The 25,408-nt window shown below is 53.6% G+C and carries 19 protein-coding genes; 10 read left to right on the forward strand and 9 right to left on the reverse strand.

Translation table 11 applies throughout. The annotated features are described in order from the left end of the window. The first annotated feature begins 137 nt into the window (after positions 1-137). The gene (locus ACKPCT_RS12100) at positions 138-449 is read left to right on the forward strand and encodes a helix-turn-helix domain-containing protein (protein ID WP_090070988.1); all 312 of its coding nucleotides are present in this window, start codon (positions 138-140) and stop codon (positions 447-449) included. Positions 450-531: 82 nt separating this feature from the next. Here ACKPCT_RS12100 and ACKPCT_RS12105 read toward each other — a convergent pair whose 3' ends face one another. Next, positions 532-1,026, reverse strand: coding sequence for a nucleoside deaminase (locus tag ACKPCT_RS12105; protein WP_210186694.1), 495 nt, complete (start codon positions 1,024-1,026; stop codon positions 532-534). Between the two features lie 135 nt (positions 1,027-1,161). On the opposite strand from ACKPCT_RS12105, the gene ACKPCT_RS12110 reads away from it, so the two are divergent. The 6 genes from ACKPCT_RS12110 to ACKPCT_RS12135 all read left to right on the forward strand — a co-directional run bounded on the left by ACKPCT_RS12110 (position 1,162) and on the right by ACKPCT_RS12135 (position 8,438). Then, positions 1,162-3,225: a pseudouridine synthase gene (locus ACKPCT_RS12110; RefSeq protein WP_319569314.1), complete on the forward strand. Its 2,064-nt coding sequence runs from the start codon at positions 1,162-1,164 to the stop codon at positions 3,223-3,225. Positions 3,226-3,360: 135 nt separating this feature from the next. Further along, positions 3,361-3,918 carry a 16S rRNA (guanine(966)-N(2))-methyltransferase RsmD gene (rsmD, locus tag ACKPCT_RS12115; protein WP_319569315.1) on the forward strand — a complete coding sequence of 186 codons (558 nt, stop codon included), beginning with the start codon at positions 3,361-3,363 and terminating at the stop codon, positions 3,916-3,918. A 312-nt stretch (positions 3,919-4,230) separates the two neighbouring features. Further along, a complete protein-coding gene (locus ACKPCT_RS12120) occupies positions 4,231-4,647 on the forward strand; it encodes a hypothetical protein (RefSeq protein WP_090070992.1) in 417 nt (138 codons plus the stop codon). 21 nt (positions 4,648-4,668) lie between these two features. Next, the gene (locus ACKPCT_RS12125; RefSeq protein WP_319569316.1) at positions 4,669-6,126 is read left to right on the forward strand and encodes a methyl-accepting chemotaxis protein; all 1,458 of its coding nucleotides are present in this window, start codon (positions 4,669-4,671) and stop codon (positions 6,124-6,126) included. Between the two features lie 289 nt (positions 6,127-6,415). Next, a complete protein-coding gene (locus ACKPCT_RS12130) occupies positions 6,416-7,321 on the forward strand; it encodes a DMT family transporter (protein ID WP_090070996.1) in 906 nt (301 codons plus the stop codon). Between the two features lie 280 nt (positions 7,322-7,601). Further along, complete coding sequence (locus tag ACKPCT_RS12135) at positions 7,602-8,438, forward strand: universal stress protein (RefSeq protein ID WP_090070998.1); 837 nt, start codon at positions 7,602-7,604, stop codon at positions 8,436-8,438. A gap of 93 nt (positions 8,439-8,531) precedes the next feature. Here ACKPCT_RS12135 and ACKPCT_RS12140 read toward each other — a convergent pair whose 3' ends face one another. Then, positions 8,532-8,828, reverse strand: coding sequence for a hypothetical protein (locus ACKPCT_RS12140; protein WP_139229237.1), 297 nt, complete (start codon positions 8,826-8,828; stop codon positions 8,532-8,534). Between the two features lie 535 nt (positions 8,829-9,363). Here ACKPCT_RS12140 and ACKPCT_RS12145 point away from each other — a divergent pair. After that, on the forward strand, positions 9,364-12,078 hold the full coding sequence (locus tag ACKPCT_RS12145) for a bifunctional acetate--CoA ligase family protein/GNAT family N-acetyltransferase (RefSeq protein ID WP_319569317.1): 2,715 nt from the start codon (positions 9,364-9,366) through the stop codon (positions 12,076-12,078). 399 nt (positions 12,079-12,477) lie between these two features. Here the strand turns inward: ACKPCT_RS12145 and ACKPCT_RS12150 are convergent, their stop codons facing one another. Further along, entirely contained in the window at positions 12,478-12,855 is a 378-nt protein-coding gene (locus ACKPCT_RS12150) for a hypothetical protein (RefSeq protein ID WP_319569318.1), read from the reverse strand. Positions 12,856-13,217: 362 nt separating this feature from the next. Here ACKPCT_RS12150 and ACKPCT_RS12155 point away from each other — a divergent pair, with 362 nt between their 5' ends. Then, complete coding sequence (locus ACKPCT_RS12155) at positions 13,218-15,017, forward strand: AAA family ATPase (protein ID WP_319569319.1); 1,800 nt, start codon at positions 13,218-13,220, stop codon at positions 15,015-15,017. Between the two features lie 88 nt (positions 15,018-15,105). On the opposite strand, the gene ACKPCT_RS12160 is transcribed toward ACKPCT_RS12155, so the two are convergent. The 6 genes from ACKPCT_RS12160 to ACKPCT_RS12185 all read right to left on the reverse strand — a co-directional run bounded on the left by ACKPCT_RS12160 (position 15,106) and on the right by ACKPCT_RS12185 (position 22,686). Continuing rightward, positions 15,106-17,292, reverse strand: a complete 2,187-nt coding sequence (locus tag ACKPCT_RS12160; RefSeq protein ID WP_319569320.1) for a hypothetical protein — start codon at positions 17,290-17,292, stop codon at positions 15,106-15,108. A 214-nt stretch (positions 17,293-17,506) separates the two neighbouring features. Further along, positions 17,507-17,851: a hypothetical protein gene (locus ACKPCT_RS12165; RefSeq protein ID WP_319569321.1), complete on the reverse strand. Its 345-nt coding sequence runs from the start codon at positions 17,849-17,851 to the stop codon at positions 17,507-17,509. 616 nt (positions 17,852-18,467) lie between these two features. Then, positions 18,468-19,001 (reverse strand): GDYXXLXY domain-containing protein, encoded by a 534-nt coding sequence (locus ACKPCT_RS12170; protein WP_319569322.1) that lies wholly within the window; start codon positions 18,999-19,001, stop codon positions 18,468-18,470. Then, positions 18,998-20,194, reverse strand: a complete 1,197-nt coding sequence (locus ACKPCT_RS12175; protein ID WP_319569323.1) for a DUF4401 domain-containing protein — start codon at positions 20,192-20,194, stop codon at positions 18,998-19,000. Before ACKPCT_RS12175 ends, ACKPCT_RS12170 begins: the two co-directional genes overlap by 4 nt. Further along, on the reverse strand, positions 20,191-21,288 hold the full coding sequence (locus tag ACKPCT_RS12180) for a DUF2157 domain-containing protein (protein WP_319569324.1): 1,098 nt from the start codon (positions 21,286-21,288) through the stop codon (positions 20,191-20,193). Before ACKPCT_RS12180 ends, ACKPCT_RS12175 begins: the two co-directional genes overlap by 4 nt. Before the next feature lie 99 nt (positions 21,289-21,387). Further along, positions 21,388-22,686, reverse strand: coding sequence for a multidrug effflux MFS transporter (locus ACKPCT_RS12185; RefSeq protein ID WP_090071016.1), 1,299 nt, complete (start codon positions 22,684-22,686; stop codon positions 21,388-21,390). Between the two features lie 728 nt (positions 22,687-23,414). On the opposite strand from ACKPCT_RS12185, the gene ACKPCT_RS12190 reads away from it, so the two are divergent. Beyond that, the gene (locus ACKPCT_RS12190; RefSeq protein WP_319569325.1) at positions 23,415-25,169 is read left to right on the forward strand and encodes a methyl-accepting chemotaxis protein; all 1,755 of its coding nucleotides are present in this window, start codon (positions 23,415-23,417) and stop codon (positions 25,167-25,169) included. Positions 25,170-25,408: the final 239 nt, after the last annotated feature.

The raw sequence follows: 25,408 nt of genomic DNA on the forward strand, positions 1-25,408 counted from the left end.
AGCTGTGCACATCTGGGAAAATATAATAAAAACAGCGTATGTAATACTACTTGGTGTCTTGCATTGCGATCCAAGAGGTCTACTTTGGCATTCAGGAGGAGAAATAGTTTCAATGAAGTGCAATTAAGGATATTGCCATGCTTAACAAGATTCTCACTCTGATGCGTGAAAACGAAGGGATGACCATTCATGAGGTTGCCAGCAAGCTGAGCGTTTCGTCCGAGGCTGCGCTGGATTACGAACTCGGCAAGGTTCGTCCGACACCAGAGATCATCAAGAAATATTCCGAGATTTTCGGCGTCCCGGTTTCCTCAATCATGTTTTTCAGCAAAGAAGATGACGACGGAATTCTGTCTACTGAATCCCGCATGTTCTTCGCTGACAAGATGGTTACACTCGTCGAAAGGCTCATGCAGTCCCGAGGTCACAAGCGGGCGCATTCTGCCTGACAATCCGTCCGATAATCAGTCGATCCGACTTTCTTTAAGCCCCTTCCCCTGATTGTTCTGCTGTCTTCCAACCCTTTGGGTTTCACTCTCTTCGCGATTGGAAGAAGAACTTGAGAAGTTCAGCACTCTGCCGTTCACTGATGCCGGAATAAACCTCCGGTGCATGGTGGCATATTGTCTGGTTATAAAGCCGGGGACCGCTTTCGACAGCGCCGCCCTTGATGTCTGCAGCGCCATAATAGAGGCGTCTGATGCGGGCAAATGATATGGCGGCCGCACACATGGGACAGGGCTCAAGGGTAACATAGAGATCGCAGTCTGGCAGGCGCTGGCTTCCAAGCTTTGCGCAAGCTTGACGGATTACCAGGATCTCGGCGTGGGCCGTAGGATCATTGTCCGCAATGGTCCGGTTACCGGCCCGCGCCAACACCTCCCCGTCATGCACCAATATGGCTCCGATGGGCACCTCGCCGCAGCTTTCGGCCTTGCGGGCTTCTTCCAGCGCCATTTCCATGAAACTTGCCTTGCGCTCATTTACCGTTTCAGAAGGCCCTGCGCCGGCTGTGGGATGCTCCATGCCAGTTCCCTTTGCTCGCTTTTACTCGTTTTTGCCGGGTTTGTTAGTCCTACCGACAAAATCTGACAGCTATGCATGAGAGGCAAGTCTTTTCTTCTCGCCTTTTCTCAGGGAGTTGTGGTAAAGGCTTTCGCCATGGAACGCAAATCTGCTCAAAATGGACCCCGTTCTGCCGACGCGACGTCGCCAGAAGGCTCCGAAAATGCGCGCCGGGATGGCGCCCATCGCAACAAATCCGCATCAGGCTCTTTCAAGGGCGGCATGCGCAAAGGTGGCTCTAACAAATTCGGCGACAAGTTCGCTGGCAAATCCGGAGGCAAATTCTCCGGCAAAAAGGGCTTTGGCAAGAAGCGCGACGATAGAAGCGCTGACCGCAAGGAAGGCTGGTCGCCGAGCGTGGATGCTCGCCGCGAGACCCCTCAAGAGAGAAGCCTGCGCCAGACTGGAGATCGCCCAGACCGCAGTGACCGCAGCGACCGTCCGGCTCGCAAGGATCGCGGAGACTGGAACAATCGTGGTGACCGCAACGAGCGGCGCAGCGACGATCGGCGCGGCAACGGCCCGCAACGCGAAGGCGGTTTCGACAAGGGACGCCGTTCTGCTGGAGGCGGAGCTGGTGGCTTCAAGGGCAAGAGCTATGCCTCATCCCCGCGCATGAGCGGACAGAAATTCTCCAAACCATCAGACGACAGACCCAAAGGCCCGGCTTACACCCCGCCTACGCGCGCATTGGAAGAAGGCGAACGCATCGCCAAGATCATGGCACGCGCCGGTCTTTGCTCACGCCGCGATGCTGAAACATGGATCAAGGAAGGCCGCGTTTCCGTCAATGGTAAGGTGCTGGATACCCCAGCGGTCAACATCCATACCAAGGACAAAGTTCTGGTCGACGGCGCGCCATTGCCAGTGCGTGAGCGCACGCGCCTGTGGCTCTATCACAAGCCCAAAGGTCTGGTGACCACGACCTCCGATCCGGAAGGACGGCCAACCGTCTTTGAAAAGCTGCCGCAGGGCCTGCCACGGGTCATCACCGTGGGACGTCTTGATATCAATACCGAAGGCCTGTTACTGCTGACAAACGATGGCGGCCTTGCACGTGTTCTCGAACTGCCAACCACCGGATGGCTTCGGCGTTATCGCGTGCGTGCCTATGGCCGGGTGACGCAGGCCCAATTGGACACACTGGCCGATGGCATTGCGCTGGAAGGCGTGCTCTATGGCTCGATTGATGCGCAGCTTGAGCGCGAGGTCGGAGACAATGTCTGGATCACCGTGGCACTGCGCGAAGGCAAGAACCGAGAAGTAAAGAAGGTACTCGGCCATCTAGGGCTTGATGTGAACCGTCTGATCCGTGTCTCCTATGGCCCGTTCCAGCTTCTGGATCTGGATGAAGGCAAGGTGCAGGAAGTCCGAGGCCGCATCCTGCGAGATCAGCTTGGTGAACGCCTAGTGGAAGAGGCCGGCGCCGATTTTGATGCTCCAATTCTCACGGAAGTCCCCAAGGAAGAGCCCAAGCAGGAAAAGAAGGACGACCGCAAGAAGTCAGGCGGCGCCAAGGGTGGCTATCTTTCTGCCAAGGAAGGCGCACGCGTGATTGCCGGTCAGAAAGGCGCCAAGAAGCGCTTTGATGATGATGATCGCGGTGATCGCAGAGGACGCCCGGATCGCGGAGACCGTCCTGATCGCGGAGACCGTTTTGCCAAAGGGGATCGCCCAGACCGTGGCGATCGCAGAGATCGCCGTGATGGCGATGATCGCGGTTATGATCGGCGGGACAAGCCAAGCTATAACGCCATCCCTTATGCCGAACGCAAGCCGTTTGACCCAAGCGCACCACGCCGCACAAACTATGTGTATCGCGAAGAAGGTGCCGACGGCAAAAAAACGGGTGAACGCTCTGTACGCAAAGTGGGTGGACGGCCGCAAAAAGCCGACTTGATGGATCCGAATGCACGGATCGCCAAGAAGGGCGGCAAACAGGCCGACAGCGGTAAATTTGCTGGCAAGCGCGGTGGCAAGTTCGGCAATGGACCGTCTCAGGGCCGTTCGGACAATCGCTTTGGCGGCCGTTCCGATGATCGCTCGGGTGGTCGTTCCGAGGGACGCTCCGGCGGCAAGTTCGCGGATCGCTCCGGCGGTCGCGGTGGCTTCAAGGGCGGCAAGCCACGAGGTGGCGGCTCGGATCGCGGGTCTCGCTAAGGCAAATATCACCTATGGAGAGGGCGGAACCGCCCTCTTTTCTTTTTCTTTCGTATTTCTTTTCGTCATCGGGCTCTCAAAGTGAGTTGCATGGCGCTTGAACACGATATCAAGACCAGATGAGGATTCCAGCTCATGCGCATTGTTGGTGGTCGCTGCAAAGGCAAGCAATTGGCAACTCCGAAAAGTCAGGCCATCCGGCCCACGACGGATCGGGTGCGGGAAACCCTGTTCAACATTCTGGCGCATGGCTATGACAATGCGGTCGAAGGGGCACGGGTGCTGGATCTCTTCGCAGGAACCGGTGCGCTTGGCTGCGAAGCGCTCTCGCGCGGTGCCAAGGCGGCCTTGTTTGTCGAAGAAGGCGTGGAAGGGCGCGGCTTGATCCGCACCAATATGGAAACGCTCGGCCTGAATGGCGTAGCCAAAATCTTCCGGCGCGATGCCACCAAGCTGGGAGAGGTCGGCACGATGGAGCCCTTCACTCTGGTTTTCATGGACCCACCCTATAACAAGGGGCTCGGCGAGCAGGCGCTTGCCAGCGCTGCAAAGGGCAGTTGGCTGGTACCCGGGGCGCTGGTTATCTGGGAAGAAGATGCCAAGGCAGAGCTTGCCATTCCAACCGGATTTGAACAGCTGGAAGAGCGTGGTTACGGCGACACCAAGCTGACGTTCCTTACCTATAAAGGCTAACCGGCACCAAGGCAAAGGCGAGCCCTCTTGCGCCTGTCAGGAAGAGCAAGCCATCGCGCGTACCTGTCGTGTCACGACCGCTCTTCTGGCTTGTCCTTTTAGCACAATTTTCTCGAACATTTCTCTTTTAAGTCCTTATACTTACAAGCCATTCCCCATTTCTGTCCAAAATTGCGCAAGGCATGTGGACAGCTTGTTCAAAGTTGCGAGAATAGAAAAAGAGGGCCTGTTTTATACCAGTACATTACTCAATCTTAAGGCCCTCGCCTCATTGTAAAAGGCATATGACACACGTGCCGAAAAGAGCGCGCAATGAGGAAACTTGCCGAGCATTCCCTGCCAACCAAAAACAGGCAGGGCCCAGATCAACCGGGCCTGAAGCATTATGCTCTGGTCGGGGCGTTTTTTGTTTTGCTGACCCTTGGCGTCATAGTCTTTGCGTCTCTCCCGCGCGCTCTTGGCAACAAGATCGTCGTGTTTGTTCCTCCATGGTCTTCGCCAACCGCTGCTGTTGAAGTCATCGCAAGAGCGGGCGGCGCATTTGTTGGCATGGGAAACAAACCATGGATCGCAATCGGTGTCTCTGAAGAGCCGGGTTTCACAGCACGGCTCTATCATTCAGGTGCCTGGTTTGTTGGTAGTGGCGAGGCCTTTTCGGCCTGTTTGCCAGCAAGCCTTGTGCGACAACGCACTCTTCAGGCGTCTTACGCAAATGGATCAGTTGAATAAGGATAATAACGGGCAAGCGTCATGACCGATCTTAACAGCATCAGAGCACAATTTCTGAAATTCATCATTGGGCTGCTTTGGCTCAATGCGGCCCTTGCGGCCATCTTTACGGTTGCACTGGAGGCCAACACCGGCTGGATCGCAACTGCGGTCGCTGTGGTTGGCGCAGGCGTAACCACCCTCTCCGCTCTCAAGAGCCGCGCCTCGATCCTCACCCAAGATCTCAGCGCGGTTGCCTTGTCTTCACAAGTCGCACTCATTGTCTATATTGTCGCCGAACACCCCTACCAGATCGACTGGCATATGTATTTCTTTGCCACGCTTGCGGTTCTGGCGGGCTGGTGCAACTGGCGGACCATCATGGTGGGGGCCGTGGTGGTCGCAGTACATCATTTGCTGCTCAACTTTGTCTACCCGATGGCTGTTTTCCCGGGGGGAGCAGATATCGTTCGCGTGCTCATGCATGCCGCCGTTCTTGTCTTGCAGGCCGGTGTACTTGTCTGGCTGACAGCTACACTTGCCAAGGTCATCACAAGCGCAAACAGCGCGATGGAGGAAGCCAACGCCCACCGCACAACGGCGGATTCTTTGGCCAAGGATCAAACCGAGGCGCAAGAGCGAGAAAAGGCACGCTCCGCAGCCGTTGACGCGTTGGTTGACCAGTTCCAGTCGAGCATCAGCGAAATGCTGGATCAGGTCAGTAACCACAGCAACAGCTTGCAGTCATTTTCGGAGAAAATGGCCCAAAAGACGGAGAGCACTCTCAATCGCTCTCGCGAAGTTGCCCAGGCATCAACTGACGCCAGCACCAATGTGGAATCCGTGGCTGCATCGGCTGAAGAATTGGCAACCTCAATCGACCAGATCTCGTCCCAGATCAGCGAAACCCAGCGCGTGGTGACCGAAACCTCTCAGGCAGCGCAAAGCACCAACGAAAAGGTGGCCAGCCTTGATAGCGCAGCCCAGCGCATCGGTCAGGTCGTGACCCTCATCAAGGATATCGCCGAGCAGACGAACCTTCTTGCCCTGAACGCAACCATCGAGGCTGCTCGTGCTGGCGACTCAGGCAAGGGCTTCGCAGTGGTCGCTGCCGAAGTGAAGGAGCTGGCAACCCAGACCTCGAAGGCGACCGAAGAGATTTCGACCCAGATCAACGACATTCAGCTCTCCACCAAGGAAGCCGTTCAGGCGATTGAAGAGATCGCCAGCACGATGCAGAATGTAAACAGCTACACCAGCTCGATTGCCGCAGCGGTTTCCCAGCAAGGAGATGCCACTCTTGAAATCAGTGCAAGCGTGCAGAAAGCAGCGCAAGGGACCACGGCCGTCGACAGCAACATCGATGAAGTGACCGCCTCGGTGTCCGAGACGTCTGACAATGCCCGCGATGTTTTGCAGAGCTCTCTGGATATGGTCAAGGAAACAGACAAGATCCGCGATCGCATCGCCAGCTTCCTACAGTCTGTGCGGGCCGCCTGATCTGCCCGGACATTGAGGAGCATATTCACTTCAAGGGAGCCCTTTGGCTCCCTTTTTTGAGCATCTGTCGCTTTTGGCTTTGCTCCCGAAACACAGAATGCTAGCAGCCCGACCGATGGCTCGCCGGTTTCTGCGTCCAACAAAGAGATTTGGACACTTTTGATATCCTTGTAATAAAGACTTGAATTCATACTGGTTCAAACAGATAATCGTCGAGATCAGTCACTGAGGCAACTTTTGTGTTGCTTGATGCATTCCCAAACTGTCCCCCCGCTCTGAAAGCCATACCATGCGCCTCTCCGGTCCCTTCTATGCCCTCTTGGCCGTAACGATCTTTGCCGGTCAGGATACCATCACCAAGGTGATTGGTCACAGCTATCATCCGGTTCAGATTACCATGGTGCGCTATTGGGCCTTTGCGCTGTTCGCCATTCTATGGGCACTCCGCTCACCCAAGGGATTTCGCGAGACGATCCATACCAATCATCTTGTTCTTCAGATCGCACGTAGTTTTCTGCTGGTCGGGCAGATCATCATCTCCATTCTGAGCTTTGCCTATGTGGGACTTGCGCTCAGTCAGGCCATATTTGCCGCCAGTCCTCTGGTTGTCGCCATTCTCTCGGTCCCTCTTCTGGGCGAAACGGTCGGCTGGCGCCGCTGGGTTGCGATTGTCATCGGCATGAGCGGCATGTTGCTGATCATCAATCCCTTCGGGCAAGAACTAACCTACTGGTTCTTTATGCCCGTGCTCTGCACCATCACGTTGGGCTTCTATAATATTTCAACGCGCATCGCGGGGCGTCATGATCCGGCCAGTGTCAGCTTCTTCTATACCGGCATCATCGGTCTGATCGTCACCAGCATCATTGGCCCCTTCTTCTGGTCCCCAGTGACACCCACCGACTGGGCTTGGCTCATCGGGCTGTGCCTTACGGGTGTGAGCGGGCATTATTTCCTCATCAAGGCGTTGGCCCTTACCGAGTCCGTCACGGTGCAGACCATCACTTACTTCCAGTTGGTTTACGAACTTTTCATTGGCTATTTCATCTTCCAAGAAAACATTACGATGGCCATGCTGACGGGCAGCGCCGTTGTCGTGGCTGCCGGTTCCTTTACGATCTGGCGTGAGCACAGCCTCAAACGAGCCAGCGAACGGGAATTGCGCGCGGCAGCCCGAGCACAACTTGAGCGTTGATCTGTCATAGTTTCGCCGTCTGAGTAAGCGACACTACCCGTCCGACGTCGAATAGATTCCCGTTTCTATATACTGCCTAAGTCTATGCCGGATCTTGCTAATTCCGGTCAATCCTTGATCCCTGTCAAAGCAGTTGGTCAAACCAAGGCGGCATAATTTTTATACAGGGATATTGCTCCGGCCTGTTTTTAAAGAAACGGGGCCGGAAAAGACGCAAAGCAATAGAACAACAGGGTCATGGGAGCCATCCTGTCGGCCCGGCATATAGAGGAGCCAAACCATGGCCATTAAAGACGTAGTCTGCATTTTGGACATTGAAACGGATCTCACGACAGCCACCGTACAGATCGCTAGCGAGCTGGCTTCGCAGATGGATGCCCATCTGACCGGCGTCGCCCCGCTGATCGAGCCGGTTGTTCCGGCGCTCATGGTGCAACCAGTCCCTGACCAATTCATCACAGACGCACGCAACCGCGCAAAGGAAAAAGCAGAATCCGCCATTGAGCGCTTTTCCGATTATGCCAAAGTCAACGGTCTGCCGTTTGAAACACGCATCCTGGACATCATGCCTGGCGGGCTGGACACCTTACTCAATCATGCTCGCATGTGCGATCTGATCGTTATCGGGCAGGATCATCCGGACCGTCCGGAGCCGTTGCGCGTGGACCTGATAGAGGCCGCCCTGTTCGATTCAGGACGCCCCATCATGATCGTGCCCTATGTCGGCGTTGAGGCCTTCTCGGCCAAGAAGATCATGGTAGCATGGGATGGCTCGAAAACCGCAGCCCATGCGGTCTATGCCGCCATGTCCATTCTGGAAAAGGCTGAAGAGGTGGAAGTCGTCATGGTGGACGCGGAAAAACTCCACTTGCCAGGCGATCCGGGGGCCGATCTTGCGGTCTATCTTTCGCGCCACGGCGTCAATGTCTCGGTCCAGAAGATCGCCTCGACAGAGGAAGGGGTTTCCGATGCGCTGATCAAATATGTCGAAGCCAATGGCAATGATCTTGTTGTCATGGGCGGCTATGGACACAGCCGTGTTCGCGAATTCGTGCTTGGCGGTGCCACCCGTGGAATGCTGGAATCCATGCCTATTCCGTGCCTGATGGCCCACTGATCATTCCTGATCTTTGCCAAGAATAGACAATGACAAAAAACCCGGTGCCACACAGACGCCGGGTTTGCTTGTCTTGCACAGCAAGCTTGTCGTTCATTTGAAAAAGATGGCCCAGCTCAAGACCAACTGGATCAGAGCAAAAATCGGCAGCCAAGTATGGCGCAATTGTTCCACTGACATCAATTGCTTGATCTCATCCTGCTTTTTCAGGCGGCGCTCTACGCGCTCCAGTCTTGTTTCGACCGCAAGGCTCTTGAGGTGAATATCTTCAATAGGGGCAACCTGATGAAGCAGCATATTGATCTGCTCCTTTAAGTCTCCCATCTGCTTGGCGACCATTTTTGCATCGGACGAATGCCCATAGTCAGCAGCCCGGATCTTATTACCCAAGCTATTGATATCAGACCTGATCCTTCGGATCTCGTTAGTAAACTCTTCTGGTTCCACTGTTGGCCTCCCAGCAGCAATTCCACGACTTTTCGTCAGGTTAGCAGCAAGGTTTTAAATTTTTGTTCATACGCTTCAACTTCTTGCCACAAAAAGAAAAGAAATTTATTAAATAATCTAAGCTCTATAAAATTCCCACATAAATAATTCAATTAAAATTGCAGATTTCAATTTAATAAACAATCCTTTCTCTATTAACAAAACCGCCAATTATTTTAAATTTACTTTTGATCGCGCCTATCCGACGCATTTATTTTCGTTAACGATAATTTGAAAATCTCCTTGCAGATTGTTCAGCTTTTCAGAAAAAGGCCCACTGCTCTGATTTTGAGACCAATACGTGCCTTATACTTCTGGTCAATTTGATGGGAAAGTCTTTGAGAATCGAACAACTTTCACAGAAACTGGAAGCTGCAAGAGTTTCAGGCACATGCCATTGACGACGCTGTGTTCACATAGGCAAAGGCTCCGATTTCAAATGAGCAGTTTCAACCTCGATGTATTCTTTCGCCCTCGCAACGTCGCCCTTATAGGCGCCTCCTCCAAGCAAGGCAGCATCGGCAATGCGCTGGTGCAAAACCTGTTGGAAGGGCGCTACAAGGACAAGCTCTTTCTGGTCAATCCCCGAGGGGGCGAGCTGGAAGGCCTGCCGCTTTACAAATCCGTAGAGGAGATTGACGCCAAGATCGATCTTGCCATCGTTGCAATTGCTCCGCCTTCGGTGGTTGAAACAATCGAGCAGTTGGGCAAAAAGGGCTGTCGCGGTGCCATTATTTTATCCATTGCCATGGGCTCAGGTGCAGGCTCTCTGGCCGAAGAAGCCGCCAAGGTCGGTGCGCGCTACCATATGCGCCTGCTCGGCCCGAACACCATCGGGGTGCTGTCCCCTGCAGCGGGGCTCAATGCATCCTTCAGCCATGTGCCCGGCCTCTCAGGCGATCTGGGACTCATCTCGCAATCCAGCGCGATTGTGACCTCTGTTGCCGAGTGGGCAAGCCATAACAATGTGGGCTTCACCGGACTGGTGGCGCTGGGCGACAAGGTCGATGTCGATATCGCCGATATGCTGGACTATTTTGCTATGGATGCCCGCACCCGGGCCATCTTGCTTTATATTGAGAATATCAGGGACGCTCGCAAATTCATGACCTCGGCCCGGGCAGCTGCGCGCGCCAAACCGGTCATCCTGATGAAGACTGGACGGCATCCGCAAGGACTGGCCGCCGTTGCCTCGCGCAAGAGCGCCTTGGCGGGTGCTGACGAAGTCTATGACGCTGCATTCGAGCGTGCCGGCATGCTTAGGGTCTACAGCTTGCAAGAGATCTTCTACGCCGTTGAGACGCTCACCCATACCCGCGCACTGAAAGGGCCCGATCTGGCTATTGTGGCCAACAGCAACGGTGTTGGTGTGTTGGCGGTTGATCATCTGGTGGAACAAGGGGGCAATCTGGCCACTTTGAGTGAAGAAACGATTGCCAGCCTAGATGCCATCCTGCCCGAAGGCTGGTCGCGCAACAATCCGGTTTACATCGTGACAGATGCGGATACGGATCGCTACAAGGCAGCCCTTGGTGCGGTGATGGATGACAAAGGTGTGCATGCCGTGCTTGGCTTGTTCTGCCCCTCAGCCATCGGCTCAAGCGAAGATGCTGCCCGCGCAGTGGTTGATCTGATGGCCGAACGCAAGAAGGTTGGCAAACGGCGCGTTCCCGTGTTTGCTGTTCGGCTTGGCGGCGGCCCCGATCTGGTCAAGCTATATGAAGACGCCGACATTGCCCATTTCGAAACACCGGCCGACGCGATACAAGGCATTTCCTATGTTCTGCGCCATATGAAGGCACAGGATCAACTTATGCTGATGCCACCCGCGCTGGGTACATTCCAGCCCGATTATGAAGAGGCACGCACGGTCATAGATGAAGCTCTGATGGAAGGGCACGACTGTCTGGATGCAGTGGACGTCTCCAAGCTTCTGAAGGCCTATGGCCTGCCTATGGCAGCCTCTCATGCAGCCAACAATGCCGTGGAAGCGGCGCAGTTGGCAGCGCCCATTCTCTCGGCGCATGGGGCAGCGGTTGTCAAGATCGACAGCCCCGATATCCGCTTCAAGTCCGATATTGGCGGGGTGGTTCTGGGCCTAACCAACACGGGCGCAGTGGCCACAGCCGCTCAGCAGGTTCTGGAACGGGCCAAGGAAGCCTATCCGGATGCCGATATCAAAGGTGTGACCGTCCACCCGATGATCCGTAAGCCCCATGCCATCGAACTGCTCGCGGGCATGATGGTGGATGAAGTCTTCGGTCCTGTCATGGTCTTCGGCCGGGGTGGCACGGCGGTGGAGGTCATCCGCGACAAGGCACTGGCCCTGCCGCCGCTTGATCTGCTCTCTGCACGGGCGATGATAGAGAAGACGCGGGTCAATCGCCGCCTTGAGGGCTATCGCGATACAGCGCCCTGTGACAAGGGGGCTCTGGCTGAAATGCTGGTGCGCATGAGCCAGATGATTTCCGACTTTCCGGAAATTCAGGAGCTCGATTTCAACCCCGTATTGGCAGATGCCAATGGCAACGTCATCGCGGACGCCCGCGTGCGGGTGGCCCAGGTTGATGCTCATGAGCATCCCCATAAACGCTTTGCCATCAAGCCCTACCCCAGCGAATGGGAGCAGGAACGCACTCTCAAGGACGGACGCATTGTTTTCATCCGCCCCATGCGGCCCGAGGACGAGGCGCTTTTTCCTGCCTTTTTTGATCGGGTCACAGATGATGACATGCGCCTGCGCTTCTTCTCATCGGCACGCAGCCTAAGCCACGCCTTCATTGCCCGGCTGACACAGATCGACTATGCCCGGTCCATGGCCTTCATTGCCGTCGACCAGAAAAACGGCGAGATGCTTGGCTCGGTCCGGTTGATGGGCGATGCAAACCACGAGAAAGGCGAATATGCCGTTATGGTTCGCTCCGACCTCAAGGGTCTGGGAATGGGCTGGATGCTGATGAAACTCATCCTGGCTTATGCCGAAAAGGATGGCTTCAAGGAAGTGGAAGGCGAGGTACTACGCTCCAATCAGACCATGCGACAGATGTGCGAAGCGCTTGGCTTTGAAACTCACATGGATCCGGACGATCCCGATCTGGTGCGCATGATTTTCAAGGTGCCGGAGATCTCGAAAAGAATCGCCAAACTGATCTAAGTCTTATGCGCGAAAATTGCCATAGCCAGTTATGACAAACGGGAGTGCAATGTTGGGGGACAATTGCACTCCCGTCCTTTAGAAAAGCAGTTTGGGAAAACAACCGCACTCGCTTTCCCCGCTCTTCATGGCTGTCTTTCTTGCTCCGGGCTCTCTGTTTCAATTGCTAAATCTGGCAAGAAGGCAACCGCATCTTTGCGGAAACTCGGGGGGCTATTCCTGGCAGTTTCCTTTTCAAAGACATAAGAAGCATCTTGATTCGCACTTTTGGTCACGTTGACATGACTCAAAACCTACCCCAAAGTTTATGCAAAATATTCTGCCTCAAGGTGTTAATTCACAGGATTATGTGTCAGAATTGCCTAGAATAGACCGCATTCATACCGATTAGATACCATTTCAGACTGTCTCGACGGTTGATACCTGAAAGGTTAGAAGCTCCCCATCTTCATCCTTGATGGACACATATTCGCCCGGCACGAAGACGTGTTTGCCGAAGCGATAGCCCGCTTCCACATCTTCTTCGCCGTCAATATCATAAGTGAAAGCCCAACTGCCGCCAGGGCGATGAACCAAATGCCCATGATCATCATCCTCCCCTTCCCAGAAGCGACGGACACGACATGGGTCCCGATTGGCGCGCCAGCTTTCGGCGTCTATGAATCCCTCTTCATTCAAAGGTGCGACAAATTCATAGCCATGCTGTGCACTGCCGCTCGGATAGTCGGCATTGCGCGCCAGATTAAGACGAATCTTTTTCATGATGCTATTGGCCATTTCCAGTTCCTCCCTTGTGTTTCAGCCTGATTTGCTGCCTCCTTGTTTATAACCATTCTTAACTTACTGACTGTAACGCTGTCGATTACCCAATCAGAGATAGAATTGATATGCAGCGTGATCGCTGCTTATTTAACGACAACGAAACAATCGGTTTTACCCCCTAAATCATACTACAAATTACAGCATAAAACGATGACAATACTTATGTATTTGTACTTTTTACTTATCTTGATTTCCATCAATGCATGTCTAAGCCATCATGGCCAAACTCCGGCCCGACCTCTCAGTGCTCATTTGGCGTGGTTTTACAAGCATTGAGAGATTTTACCCCAAGTAAAAGGCGATCAGGACCAGATCCAATGGGCATTGAACGTTCCCAAGACAGACGACCAGCTTCAGTGGGCAGAGGCCCCGAACCTGAAGGTGCTATCGGCAAAGCCGCAGCGCTTGTCAAAGACCGCTACCAGTCTATTCAGGACAGGGTTGTGGCCTTTTTGGGCGACCCGCACAGCTATGGGCTTGATGAACCTGTCGAGCGATTGGAGACGCCCCAATTCCTATTTTTCATGGCTGGTCCCTTCTGCTACAAGCTGCTTCGCCGCAATGCGCTTGGCCGCAGCGAACCTTTTTCGCTGGCCCAGCGCCACAGCCTTGCCGCACGCGAGGTGCTGCTGGGGCGCAGCTACGCGCCGGAACTTTATCTCGATCTTATTCCCATCCGCGAGCGCGGCACGACACTGACCATGCAGCTGCCTCTGGCTGACCCCATGACCAACAGTGCCGAGCCTATCAGCCACGGAGACGAAAGTGCCATCGTGGATTGGGTTATTGTTCTGCGCCGCTATGATTTTTCAAAACGCTACGATCATTTCGCCGAGATCTATCAGCCCAACTTCTCCGAATGCCGGGAATTGGCAAGGCTAGTACCGCAAGGCCAGACATTCGAGCATTCCAGCGCCCATGTGCAATCATGGTTGATGCTCATGGATGAGATGTTCGATGATCTGGAACCGGTGGTTCGCAAGTTGGCCAAGAAGTCGCGCAAAACCACTCTGCGCGCCTGCTTCAATCGTGCTCAGGATCAATTGGATCGCATGAAAGAAGCGATCTATCGACGTGCCGAGCGGGGGCTTTTCGCCCAGATTCATGGCAATCTGCGCCTGCGCAATGTGGTCAAGCTGAGTGATGGACTGCGGATGGTCAATCCCAAGGTCAATGGCTCCAAGAGCCTGATGCGCGACCATATCGGTGATCCGTTCTACGACCTTGCCACTCTGATTGGAGAATTGTGGTCGCGGGGCTTTTCGCGTCAGGCCAACTGGGTCTTCTCGCACTATTGCAACCGGCTGTTTGACAGCCATGCTCTTGAAGGTCTTCAGGTTCTGGATCTTTACATCTTCCTGCAGGCGCTTGCCGATGCCAAGACCATCAAGGCCACTGTGAATGCCCGAAGTACATCGGATGATCCGTCAATTCCTTCGGCTCTTTTGCGCGGCGGCACCGAGGAAAGTGTGTTGCAGGGTCATATGAAAACCGCTCGCGACAGTCTGCTGCACGACGAAGCTCGGCTGATTGCCATCAATGGTGCCAGCCAATCAGATCGCTCCAATCTGGCCCGCATGCTCGCACCGATTACCGGGCGCATGCCCGGCGCACTTTATCTCTCCGCCGAGCAAGAATGTCTTGCTTTGTATGAAGTAGACAGCAAGGACAGGCTGCCCCAGTCAGCCCTGCGCGATTCCGTCTGGGATCTTGTCTATCGACGCATGATGGAAAAAGCCCGTCTGGCGCTCACGGCCGGTTATTCGGTCATTCTTGAGGGACCATTCGACCAGCCGATCCACAGCGAACAGCTGGCCGATCTGACGGAAGATATGGGGATGTCGGAGTCGTTTGTCGCTCTCAGCCTGCTCAAATGCCGTCAGGAGGACTTACGCAGACGTGAGGCGCTCTCGGCCTTCTTGCCACACCGAGAGGGGCATGCGCTCTTTGCTACCCCCGCCACAGGAAACAAGCAAACACAAGGCCAGTTGAAAGGGAGAGAGCCCATCCGCTGGATCGAATTGGATGCAACAAAACCGGTGAGCGATCAAGTGAGCCTTGCCCTTTGCCATATCAATGCGGCCTGGACACCGACGGAACGCAAGACCCTGCACTGAGCTTTTTCTGGTCAACCAGCGAACCAGCGAACCAGCGAACCAGCGAACCAGCGTGCGTGCTGTTTGAAACCATCATTTGCAAGGTCGCTCAGGCGGCCTTGCTTGCACTGCGCTGTTCTTTGGTCTGCCTTTTTCTAAAGCGGCACCGCAGCTGCGTTCCGGCCTGATACGCACTCGTTATGGCAAATTCGCCCCCCATGGCCCTAACGAGCCGAGAGACGAGAATAAGCGGCAGGATCTGCCCCAGTCCCAATTCATCCAGAGCACGGTCTTCTGACAGAGGATCACGGATTGCGCGTATCTGACGGGCAGACAGGGCGGTTCCCGTATCAAGGCAATCGAGCACGACATACTGCCCAGAGCTATGTTCCTTGAGTTCCAGGCGAACCGGGCTTGCACTATCGCTAAGTTGCCTGTTGAACGCCCCTTCCACCGTCAAGGTGAGAATGCGAGCAAAGGCATTGGCATCGCCGCTCACCTTAAGCCCCTTGCTTACCGCGCAATCAATCTGCAAAGGCCTGTTGCGCACTTCTGCGATGGCCTTTATGCGTGATGCCTTTTCATTCAGCAAAGCCGCAATATCGCAAATATGGTCGCGAGAGAAGAAGCCGTCCACCTGCGCTTCTTCCAGATCGCGCATCATCTCGATCTGGTGTACACCATGAGACAGAATCTCGGCGGATGTGATGACGATATTTTCCAGCTCTGACAATTCTGCCTGCAGCGGGATGTGACGGGCCAGCTTCTTGATGTCATTTTCAACCGGAGCCAGCAGCTTCTCCACGGCCTCCTGTCCCCAGAGCAGAAAACGCTCGCCGCCCAGATCTCCCCCGTCACCAGACTTGAGGATATCTTCCAACAACATCAGGATATCTTCGGCTTTTACCCGCACACTGTCTTCCGCCAGCCTGATACGGGAGACCATCGCGGCGCCCTGTTTCGGGCTTACGCTCGTGGAGAGAATTCTGTCCGTGGCCTTGCTGGTCGCATCATGAAGCTGGACGATAGCGTCGCTGAATTTGGCTGCAATTCTTGCCAAGCGAGTGTTGCGCTCGCCTTTCTGCCAATCTGCGCGATGGTTATAATGCATCACACTGGAAATGATGAAGTCTGGTTCACTGACAAAGCCGAAATGAGAAACCGAAAGGCCTCGTTTTTCCTCGACCTCGCCCACGCGCAACCCGACGGTAAGCTTCAAGATCAGGCCGGCGATCAGGGTAACCCCGAAAGCCCATGCAGCAATCGCACTGATGCCGATCAACTGGTTGATGAATTCATTGGCTAGCGAGGGGCTGGCGCCCGGTCTGGCGAGCGGTGCCATCAATCCGCCGACAAGGCCACCAGACAAAAAGGCTGAAATCAACTCCCCCGGATCATCTACTTCGATGGCGGCGAGAATGCGGTTGAAGCTGACTGACAACGTCCCTGCCAGAATTCCGATAAGAGCTGCATCGACCGGTTCAGCAAAAGAGGCCACGGCCGTCAGAGCGACGGTCCCGGCTAACACCGATGTCGACACATTCTGTGTCATCTCGCTACGCTTGGCGATCATCGGCAGCAAAGACCCTGCCAGGGTAGAAAACGCCACCCCGATCAGCATAACGTAAAATGCCGCAGTCATGTCTTCAAGGCTTTGCGCCTTCATAACAGCCAGCGTAATGGTCGAGGTGACAATCACGATCATGCCCATGCCATACCAGGTTGGGCTCTGCCCACGCGGACGCCCAACCTGCATGGGGAAGCGTCCAAGGCGTGGCCCCAGAATGAGAGAGACGGCAAGGCCAACAAAGCCAGCAGAAACGAAAATTACAATCGCGCCGCCAACATCTTCAAAGCCGCTTGCAACCAACCACCCCTGCCCATCGAGGCCGGAATGCATCGACCAGTGAGCGGTTACCGGGGCAACCAAAACTGCGACAGCCCCGACCAAAAGATTTCCGATATGGAAGCTGCCACGCTCGACCATACCAGCTGCGGCAGCAATCGGAGGAACGGAGAAGAGCACCAAGAGATGGAGATCCGGCTCGCCCTGTAGCAGATCCTTGCGTTGCATGAAGCCCTTGGTCGAGCCGATCAGGCCGTTGATCGTTTCCCCGCTATAGAGCCCGTAACCGATGACCCAATAGGCAATAATGGAGATACAATAAGCCGAAACCATGCGCAGGAAGGTGTCCAGCTCGTTGCGATATTTCACTCGCCCCGACAGCACCATTATCAGCCCCATCGGCAAACCAAGCCCGGCAATAGACATGAACATTCGGGCAAATTCTAGCATTCGGGGTCTCTAATATTTCAAGGCGTTAACATGCGCGGGTGCTTACGATCAGGTGTTTCCTGAGGGTTCAGAACGCAAGCCTAAAGGATTATGGTTAGCTTTACGTTAACCATGATTTTTGCAACATCAAAGCTGAGATAATCATAATATGAGTTAAACTAGTAGTCACCGTAATACGTTATAGTCGGTTTACGAAGAACGTTCATTTCAAAAATCACTCAATTAATGATTGAATGCACACAGAAAATACTACAATCAAAGACAATATAGCAGTTATAAATAGTTTGCTGACCAAACTAGGATTGGGGAATAGAAAAAAAGTTACAAGTACGGTTGCTGTAACTCCTAATATCATAGAACGGTTTCTGCCCATAAAATGCGATAAAGTCATCAAGATAGCCAGTATAGTCGATACAGCTGCCCACAGATATAGAATTGAAACTCCATAGCTTACGCCTCTACCAATTTTTCCAAATAATTCAGTCGCCGTATCTATTGCTAGTCCTGACGCAAAAGATGCCAAAATAGCGGTAATTATTCCAAAAATTATTTTTTTCATAATTATATCTGTACTTTAGATTACTATATGGATAACCAAAATTTGTGATTGTCTCTCTACGAACCCCAAGTTTTGAATGTCCTACAGACTTGAAGCTCTAACGCTGATTTGCAAAATCAGTAGTCCTATTGATCATCGCATTATCATAACTATTAGTTAAATCTGGTTTCGCTACCCCAAGCATCGAACCAATCCCTTTAATCACGTTCCCTTCACTAAACCGGACACCTCTAGTTGCTGTAAGTTCCGCCGCTATAGAGCCCGTAATCGATGACCCAGTAGGCAATAATGGAGATACAATAAGCCGAAACCATGCGCAGGAAGGAGTCCAGCTCGTTGCGCTATTTCACTCGCCCCGACAGCACCATTATCAGCCCCATCGGCAAACCAAGCCCGGCGATAGACATGAACATTCGGGCAAATTCTAGCATTCAGGGTCTCTAATACTTCAAGGCGTTAACATGCGCGGGTGCTTACGATCAGGTGTTTCCTGAGGGTTCAGAACGCAAGCCTTAAGGATTATGGTTAGCTTTACGTTAACCATGACTTTTGCAACCGCAGCGCATATGCCCCGCTGACCAGGCCGGGCCAAACGATCAAGCAAAACCATCCGGGATCATTCGGGCTTTATCTGCTGGCCGGCTTCATCAGCAAGACCAATGAGGCTATGCTCGCCATTCTCTGCGATGCGCATCATGCCAAAACGCGCTTGGCTGAACGCATCTGCATGGCCTTCCTGAAAGAAGAAGGACCGGGGCATCAGCCGGATTGGGTTGAAACCGCCTGATGCATGAAATTCAAAGCTGATCAGGCGCTCATTCTCCGCCAGAGTTTGGCCCTTTTTATAAAAGCGGGCGAAGCTGGCTTTGGCTTGTCCATCAAGCCGCAAGACCATTTGGCCGGAGCCATCGCCGGGCGCCTTTTGCCCCTCGTCTGTCTTGCGTATCTCCTGCCAGGCCGCATTGGCCTTTTGCGCAAGGGTATAGCGCAAGTCCATATAGTCCCCCTGCATGAGCGAGCGGGGATCATCAGGCGCCAATTCCAGCAGGATCAATTCGCCATCGCGGCGCAGACTTTCCCGCTCGAAAACGGAATAGTTGAGGATAGCCAGAATGAGCAGTAGCGCCAGCAGTATGAGATGTTTCCTCATGTCCCAGCCCCCCTTGCCTTGCCGGTTTGCCTATACCAGCCGCGCCAATAGATATAGCCCGAGGCGAGCAGCAAAAGTACGCCCGACACAATCAGTATCATGGATTTCTGTAGCAGTGACAGGTCCAGATTATAATAATAGAGAAAGCCGAAAAACAGTGCGAACAGCAACCCTAGCAGAGTGTGTCCGGGGCGATGGGTGGCAAAGCCGAGGATCATCAGTCCGATCGCCAGTATGATGCCCGCATTGGAGAGCAGTGCCAATGCCACAGCGCCCAGTAAGCTGGCCACGACCGGCTCACGACCAAGGCTGCCTTTGCGCCCGGCGATCCAGACAATCAAGGCAATCAGAGCGAGAGAGAGCGTTATTTCGACGGACCAGCGATAGCCGATCCCCAGAAAGGCTTTCACTTCTTCGGAGACATCCTGCCATGCTTCATGACCAATGGAAACAAAACCCTGTATCACGCCAACCGCAAGACAGAGAGATAGCAACAGCGCGTCATAAAGACTTGTCAGCTTCTGGCGCACAAGAGGCCAGCGCAGGAAGGACGCCAACGCCAGGATATGGGCGATGAGCATCATGACGAAGCCGGTGAGTTCAAACTGGTCAGACCAATCCACCAACAGGCAGATCCACAGCGACACCAGAAAGGCAAAGCTGGAGACAAAGCGCTCGATTGAAGAGGGAAAGGCCAGAAAACTGAGCAGCATGATCAATCCAAGAATGGCGGAAACGGTCCAGAACCAGCTAATTCCGAACGCATCATGAACGATTTGCGCCAAGCCGGCCACGAGCGCAACCTTGCCAGCCTGCAACCAGGTGAGCGCCAGTTGGATATAGAAATCCCTTGCCAGATTAGTCTTGCGCACCCCGTGTGCATGCAACAGCGCCGACAGGCCGATAAATACCAACCCATTGATGCTCAGGCTCATATCGCCAAGATCGAACAGGCCAAACAAATAGAGGAGATAGATGAGCAGCAGCCCTGAGATGACAGCCCCGACTGCGCTTAGGGCCCGCAGATAGAGCGGCGCTTCTTTCTTCTCTCTGGTTTTGATGACGAGAATGTCCCGTCTGATATCGGCCAGATCTTCATCATGGACCAGCCCGCGCGTTTGCAGAAATGAGACCCATTGCGACACCTGCGGGGCATCTATCAGAAAGCGATAGCCTTTATTGCCTTCAATCATTGCCCCACCTCCCCGCGATCAATGCCCAGCGCCAACAGGTGGCGCAAATATCCAGCAGCCGCTGCAAAGCAGATGATGGCTGATATGGCGGTAAAGAATGTGGTGCCCAGTGAGTCAAACAAATTGTCATAGAGCAGAATAGCCAGCCCCATGACCACGAGGATGCAGATCATCAGGAATTCCATAGCCAGCGCCGGAATATCGGGACGCCAAAAGCGAAAGGCGAGAAACAGCACAAGCGTTATCACTCCGGCCACCAGAGCTGATAGCACAACCTGCAGACTGGCGGTTTCCCAGTTGGCGATCCATATCATCAGCGGAGGGAAGAGAAACACCAGCATTCCGGCCAATAGCAGCCAACGGGTCCACTGGGGCAAAAGCCAGTGAAATGCTTCGCTTTCCGGGCCATCTTCGTCTGGCAGGAGCCATTCGCGCGCAAGAAGAACAAGGCCGATCATCAGCGCATGGATGAGATAAAGGGCACTCGTATCATCCTTTCTGAGCAAGGGGGTGCTGTCCCACCAAAGGTAAAAGGCCAGATTGATCAGGCCCAACCAGAGTATCCAGAGCGGCAGAAACCGCCCGATCAGGGTCCAGAGAGTGATCAGGGCAGCCCAGAGCGCGAAGAGCTGCCAGGCATCGGCGCCGGTCTGATAGATCTGACCAAAGACAGCCAGAAAGACACCGGTCAGCACCGCAGCAGCCATCAGCAACAGGCGCCCTGCAAGATTTTCGCGCGATAAGAGCCATGCACCGAACGCGCACAGAATGATGCCAGCCTCAATGAGAGCCAGCTTGGCCAAGTCCGGAATGGACGCCCAGTTGAAGGCGAAGAAAAAGATAATGCCGGTGAGCACCAGTGCTATCCCGAAGGCCATCAACATGACCATGGCCCAACGTGCCCTCAGGTGAGCAGGGTGCAGCCAATTGAGACTCTCAAGACGCACATCTGCACTGATCGTGCCTCTTTGTGACAGCTCGTCAAGCAAATGGCGATCAAGCGCCACGCCCTTGAGCCTATCGGGGTCTATTGGGCCTTCCGGCTGGCGATCCATGGCAGCGACGATCCTCTTGTCCTGAGGTGGAACATTCAAGTGAGGCATCATCACCTCATGAATCGGGCCTTTTCAAGAATATTCGGCACAGCGCCCGCCGCTGTCAGACCTTTGGAGGGACCAGGGGGGGCCCGCAGGCTACTGCGCTAATGCATTTTCCCTGTCTCTGCGCTCTCTCCAGCGCTCTGTGAGGATGGTCAACAGCATGGTAATCGAACTACCGACCATGAAGCTACCAAGCAGCGCCAGAATGGAGCCATCGTAGATTTGCCCCATCAGGGTGGCAATGGTCATAGCGATGAGCGTCGAGACAGCTCCAACCCAGGCCGACGCCATACCGGCCACATTGCCCACCTCTTCCATGGCGAGGGTATTCATGTTGCCAAACAACAAGCCGGTGCAAAAGAAGAGCGGGCTGAAGATGACAAACAGCATCCACAGCTCAGGCACGAAACCAAAAGGCATGGTGCAGGCAAGGCCAAGGGCTGCAATGATCGCCATGGCGATCAGAGCCCGCCGAACCAGATAGCGCATACCGAAGCGCAACACCAGACGGCTATTCATGAAGGAGGCAAACCCGACAGAGAAGGCAAGACCGGCAAAGGCAAAGGGAAACAACGTCCCCAGTCCGTAGGTGGACTGGAACAGATGCTGTGCCGTGCTCAGATAGAGCATAAAAGGCCCCTGCACGAAACCAGCGGCAACCATATAGCCAAGGCAGCTCGGCGTGGTGAAGATCACCTTGCTGCCGCGCCACAGGTTGGATGGCGTGACCTTGATGCGCCGCGAAGGATGCAGCGTCTCATTCTGGCGAAAGCCCAACCACAGTCCGCCGATGGTTGCCAGCAGAATGAAGGAAAAGAAAACCGAACGCCAGCCCGAGATTGCCATGATGGTCTGACCGGAAATAGGCGCAAGCGCCGGAACGAAGATGAATAAGCCCATCACAAAGGACATGATGCGGGCCATTTCGCGCCCGGCATACAGGTCGCGAATAAGCGCGATCATCACGATGCGCGGCCCAGCAACCCCGAAGCCCTGCAAGAAGCGCCCCAGCAGAAGCATCTCGAAACTGGTCGAGAACCAGCTCATCAGATTGCCGATAATGAAGATGACCAGCCCAATGAACATGCCGCTCTTGCGCCCGATCTGATCGGACAGCGGTCCATAGATCAATTGACCGATCGCCAGACCGGCAAAGAAGATGGTGATGATCTTTTGCAATTCCTGCGGGCTGCTATGGCCGAACTCAGCGCCAATAATGGAAAAGGCCGGCATGATGGAGTCGGTGCATAGCGCTGCCAGCGACATCAGCAATGCCATCAGGATGATAAATTCCACAAATGGCATATTGGGTTCGGCGATATGCGCCGTTCTGGCACTTCGAGTCTGATTGGCAGCGGCCCCTGCATCGTGCAGACCGTTCTGTTTTGTCATTACGGAGGTCCTTAAAATCCTTGGATCGGAATATACCGGAAAGGAAAGAGATAGAGTCTGAATGGCAATCAATTCGGCCGCGAACAACAACGGGGGTGACAAGGCATCATTGGCCTAATCGGCAAAATCACGCCCGTCTGCCATTGCTGCGACGCAACAGGTCTTAGCATTGGCAACGTGGCAACACCAGCCCAAACTGAAAAGCTTCAAAATCGCCATTTTTAGCGGTAGAGCCTCAGCCAGTGGCCCGACGTAAACCGCATGGATCTTTTCACGGCCCCTCTGATGCCCTTACCGTCCAACTCTTACGGTCTGCTTTCCTTGTTTGAGAGAACATAGCCTCGCTAGCAAAGGGTTCATCTAATGCATGACTTTTTTGTTCATGTATTAACAAATCAAGAAACAAATTTATTTCATACACTTCATAAAATATTCCAATCTATATTTGGTAAAATTTACCTATATATTATGTATATTCATATTGATATAGATTCCCCTCAAAATCGCATCTGTTCAAAACATATTCATATAAATATATTTATGAACCTAAATAAATACCTCAAAATTACGTATTTTCTACTACCAAAAAGTGCAGTTTTTATAATCAATACTTATGGTTTTTCAAATTATTAACTTTTTTTCTCAATTCTATTGTCAAATATCACGAGTTCACTTGTGCCATCTGTCTGGCCTGTGGGTGGCCGGCAATTGTCATTGGAGCCCCGATCATGTTTTCCCCTTTTAACGCGCTTTTGCCCCATTGGGCTCGCGGTTTGACGGCCAAAATCTATTCCATTGTCTTTCTGGCGATATTGGGCATTGGCGCTATTACTTTGCAGGCAAGTATTGTCAGCAAGCATGACCTTGAGAAGTCCAAGGCAACGGAACTGCAGCATCTAGTCCAGTCCGCTCTGACAACCATTGCTGCATTGCACGAAGATGCCAAAAGTGGCGCCATCAGCGAAGAGAAGGCACAAGAGGTCGCCAAGGCGTTGCTCTCAAAGTTGCGCTATGATGGCTCCAACTATTTCTGGATCAACGACATGAACCATCGCATGCTGATGCATGGGACGGACCCGTCAACTGTCGGGAAGAACTATTCCGAGGCGAAAGATCCCAACGGCCTGTTGTATTTTCAGGAATTCGTGAAAGTCGGCCGTCAGGCAGGGGGAGGCGTTGTCGCCTATTCGTGGCCACATCCTGGCAGCACGGAACCCTCGCCCAAAATGTCCTATGTTCAGGCCTACCAGCCATGGGGCTGGATTGTCGGCACCGGCACCTATATCGATGATCTGGAAGCAACATTCTGGGACAATTTGACTAGTTTGCTGACCAGCTCGGCATTCATCTTCCTTGTCATCGTGGCCAGTTCCGCCCTTCTCGCCACCTCTCTCACGCGACCGATCAGAAAGCTGGTTCACTCGATGCTTAAGCTGGCCGAGGGCGACCTGAATGTCGAAGTCGCCGAAACGCATCGTCAGGATGAAATTGGCAACATGAACCGCGCCATGCTGGTTTTCCGAGACAATGCAAGAGAACGCAAAGAGCTGGAACGCCAGCAAGCTTTGAAAGAGGCCGAAGCGGAAGCCGAACGATGCCAGATGGTGCGCGAGCTTGCTGACTCATTTGATCAGCAGGTCGGATCTATTATCACACAAGTACAGCAGGCAGCGGGCCAACTCGGGACAGAGTCCGAAGGGTTGGCAAACCGGTCTGTCGAGAATAACGAGCGCCTGCATTCCGTGCAGTCATCCATGGAAGAAGCCAGCAACAATGTTGAAACGGTGGCAAGCGCCTCAGAAGAAATGACCGTTTCAATCTGCGAAATTTCCAGTCAGGTGAGCGAAAGCGGCAAGGTATCCCAACATGCCGTTGATGAAGTCAAACGCGCAAGCGATGTGATTTCCACCCTTTCCAATGCGTCCACCGCGATAGGCCGGATTGTCGGTCTAATACAGGATATCGCAGCCCAGACCAATCTTCTGGCGCTCAATGCCACGATTGAGGCAGCTCGCGCGGGCGAAGCAGGTCGGGGCTTTGCCGTGGTCGCCGCCGAGGTCAAGGATCTGGCAGCCCAGACCGGCAAGGCCACCGAGGAAATTTCCGGGCAGATCTCATCCATCCAGAACAGCATCGGCGATGCAGTGGATGCTGTGGGTGAGGTGGAGAATATCATCCATCAGATGACTGCCATTTCGGGAACCATCGCTGCCGCCGTCGAGCAGCAAGGGGTTGCAGCTGGAGAAATCAGCGAGAATATCGCGCAGGCAGCGTCAGGCACGCGTGATATTGCCAACAACACCAATGTCATGAGTGATCTGGTCAATTCCAACTCAAAGAGCGCCGAGACCATGTCTCACAATACCAACGGCTTACGCCAGCAGATTGAAACGCTATCCTCTCAAGTTGAAATTTTCCTGAATACAATTCGAGAGCAAAGTAACTCGAAACATAAAAGTATCGAAGATTCTCAAGCCTCTTAGTGAAAAAACTCTCTTTTGAGTTTACGATTAAAAAAGACTTTCTTTTTCTTAACTGCGCTCATTTGAGCGCAGTTTTTGTTTAATAGAAGCCAGAAAGCTTTTGTTTCTATTTATACTTATTTCAGCATTTTTTGAGACAGTCCCAAAGATCACCTCTGTAAATTTGCAAAACATGCACAGAAACGACCCTGGCAAACAGGAAACAAGCATGAGCAAATGGCGGGACGAACGGGGCTGAG

It is taken from the genome of Cohaesibacter marisflavi, from assembly GCF_963665895.2.
Taxonomy (GTDB): Bacteria; Pseudomonadota; Alphaproteobacteria; order Rhizobiales; family Cohaesibacteraceae; genus Cohaesibacter; species Cohaesibacter marisflavi.

Bases quoted from the DNA above. Each gene is read 5' to 3' on its own strand.
- ACKPCT_RS12155 (WP_319569319.1), top strand. From the start codon at position 13,218: ATGGGCATTGAACGTTCCCAAGACAGACGACCAGCTTCAGTGGGCAGA.
- ACKPCT_RS12175 (WP_319569323.1), bottom strand. From the start codon at position 20,194: ATGATTGAAGGCAATAAAGGCTATCGCTTTCTGATAGATGCCCCGCAG.
- ACKPCT_RS12145 (WP_319569317.1), top strand. From the start codon at position 9,364: ATGAGCAGTTTCAACCTCGATGTATTCTTTCGCCCTCGCAACGTCGCC.
- ACKPCT_RS12150 (WP_319569318.1), bottom strand. From the start codon at position 12,855: ATGGCCAATAGCATCATGAAAAAGATTCGTCTTAATCTGGCGCGCAAT.
- ACKPCT_RS12190 (WP_319569325.1), top strand. From the start codon at position 23,415: ATGTTTTCCCCTTTTAACGCGCTTTTGCCCCATTGGGCTCGCGGTTTG.
- ACKPCT_RS12160 (WP_319569320.1), bottom strand. From the start codon at position 17,292: ATGCTAGAATTTGCCCGAATGTTCATGTCTATTGCCGGGCTTGGTTTG.
- ACKPCT_RS12130 (WP_090070996.1), top strand. From the start codon at position 6,416: ATGCGCCTCTCCGGTCCCTTCTATGCCCTCTTGGCCGTAACGATCTTT.
- ACKPCT_RS12120 (WP_090070992.1), top strand. From the start codon at position 4,231: ATGAGGAAACTTGCCGAGCATTCCCTGCCAACCAAAAACAGGCAGGGC.
- ACKPCT_RS12170 (WP_319569322.1), bottom strand. From the start codon at position 19,001: ATGAGGAAACATCTCATACTGCTGGCGCTACTGCTCATTCTGGCTATC.
- rsmD (WP_319569315.1), top strand. From the start codon at position 3,361: ATGCGCATTGTTGGTGGTCGCTGCAAAGGCAAGCAATTGGCAACTCCG.
- ACKPCT_RS12100 (WP_090070988.1), top strand. From the start codon at position 138: ATGCTTAACAAGATTCTCACTCTGATGCGTGAAAACGAAGGGATGACC.
- ACKPCT_RS12165 (WP_319569321.1), bottom strand. From the start codon at position 17,851: ATGAAAAAAATAATTTTTGGAATAATTACCGCTATTTTGGCATCTTTT.
- ACKPCT_RS12105 (WP_210186694.1), bottom strand. From the start codon at position 1,026: ATGGAGCATCCCACAGCCGGCGCAGGGCCTTCTGAAACGGTAAATGAG.
- ACKPCT_RS12135 (WP_090070998.1), top strand. From the start codon at position 7,602: ATGGCCATTAAAGACGTAGTCTGCATTTTGGACATTGAAACGGATCTC.
- ACKPCT_RS12125 (WP_319569316.1), top strand. From the start codon at position 4,669: ATGACCGATCTTAACAGCATCAGAGCACAATTTCTGAAATTCATCATT.
- ACKPCT_RS12185 (WP_090071016.1), bottom strand. From the start codon at position 22,686: ATGACAAAACAGAACGGTCTGCACGATGCAGGGGCCGCTGCCAATCAG.
- ACKPCT_RS12110 (WP_319569314.1), top strand. From the start codon at position 1,162: ATGGAACGCAAATCTGCTCAAAATGGACCCCGTTCTGCCGACGCGACG.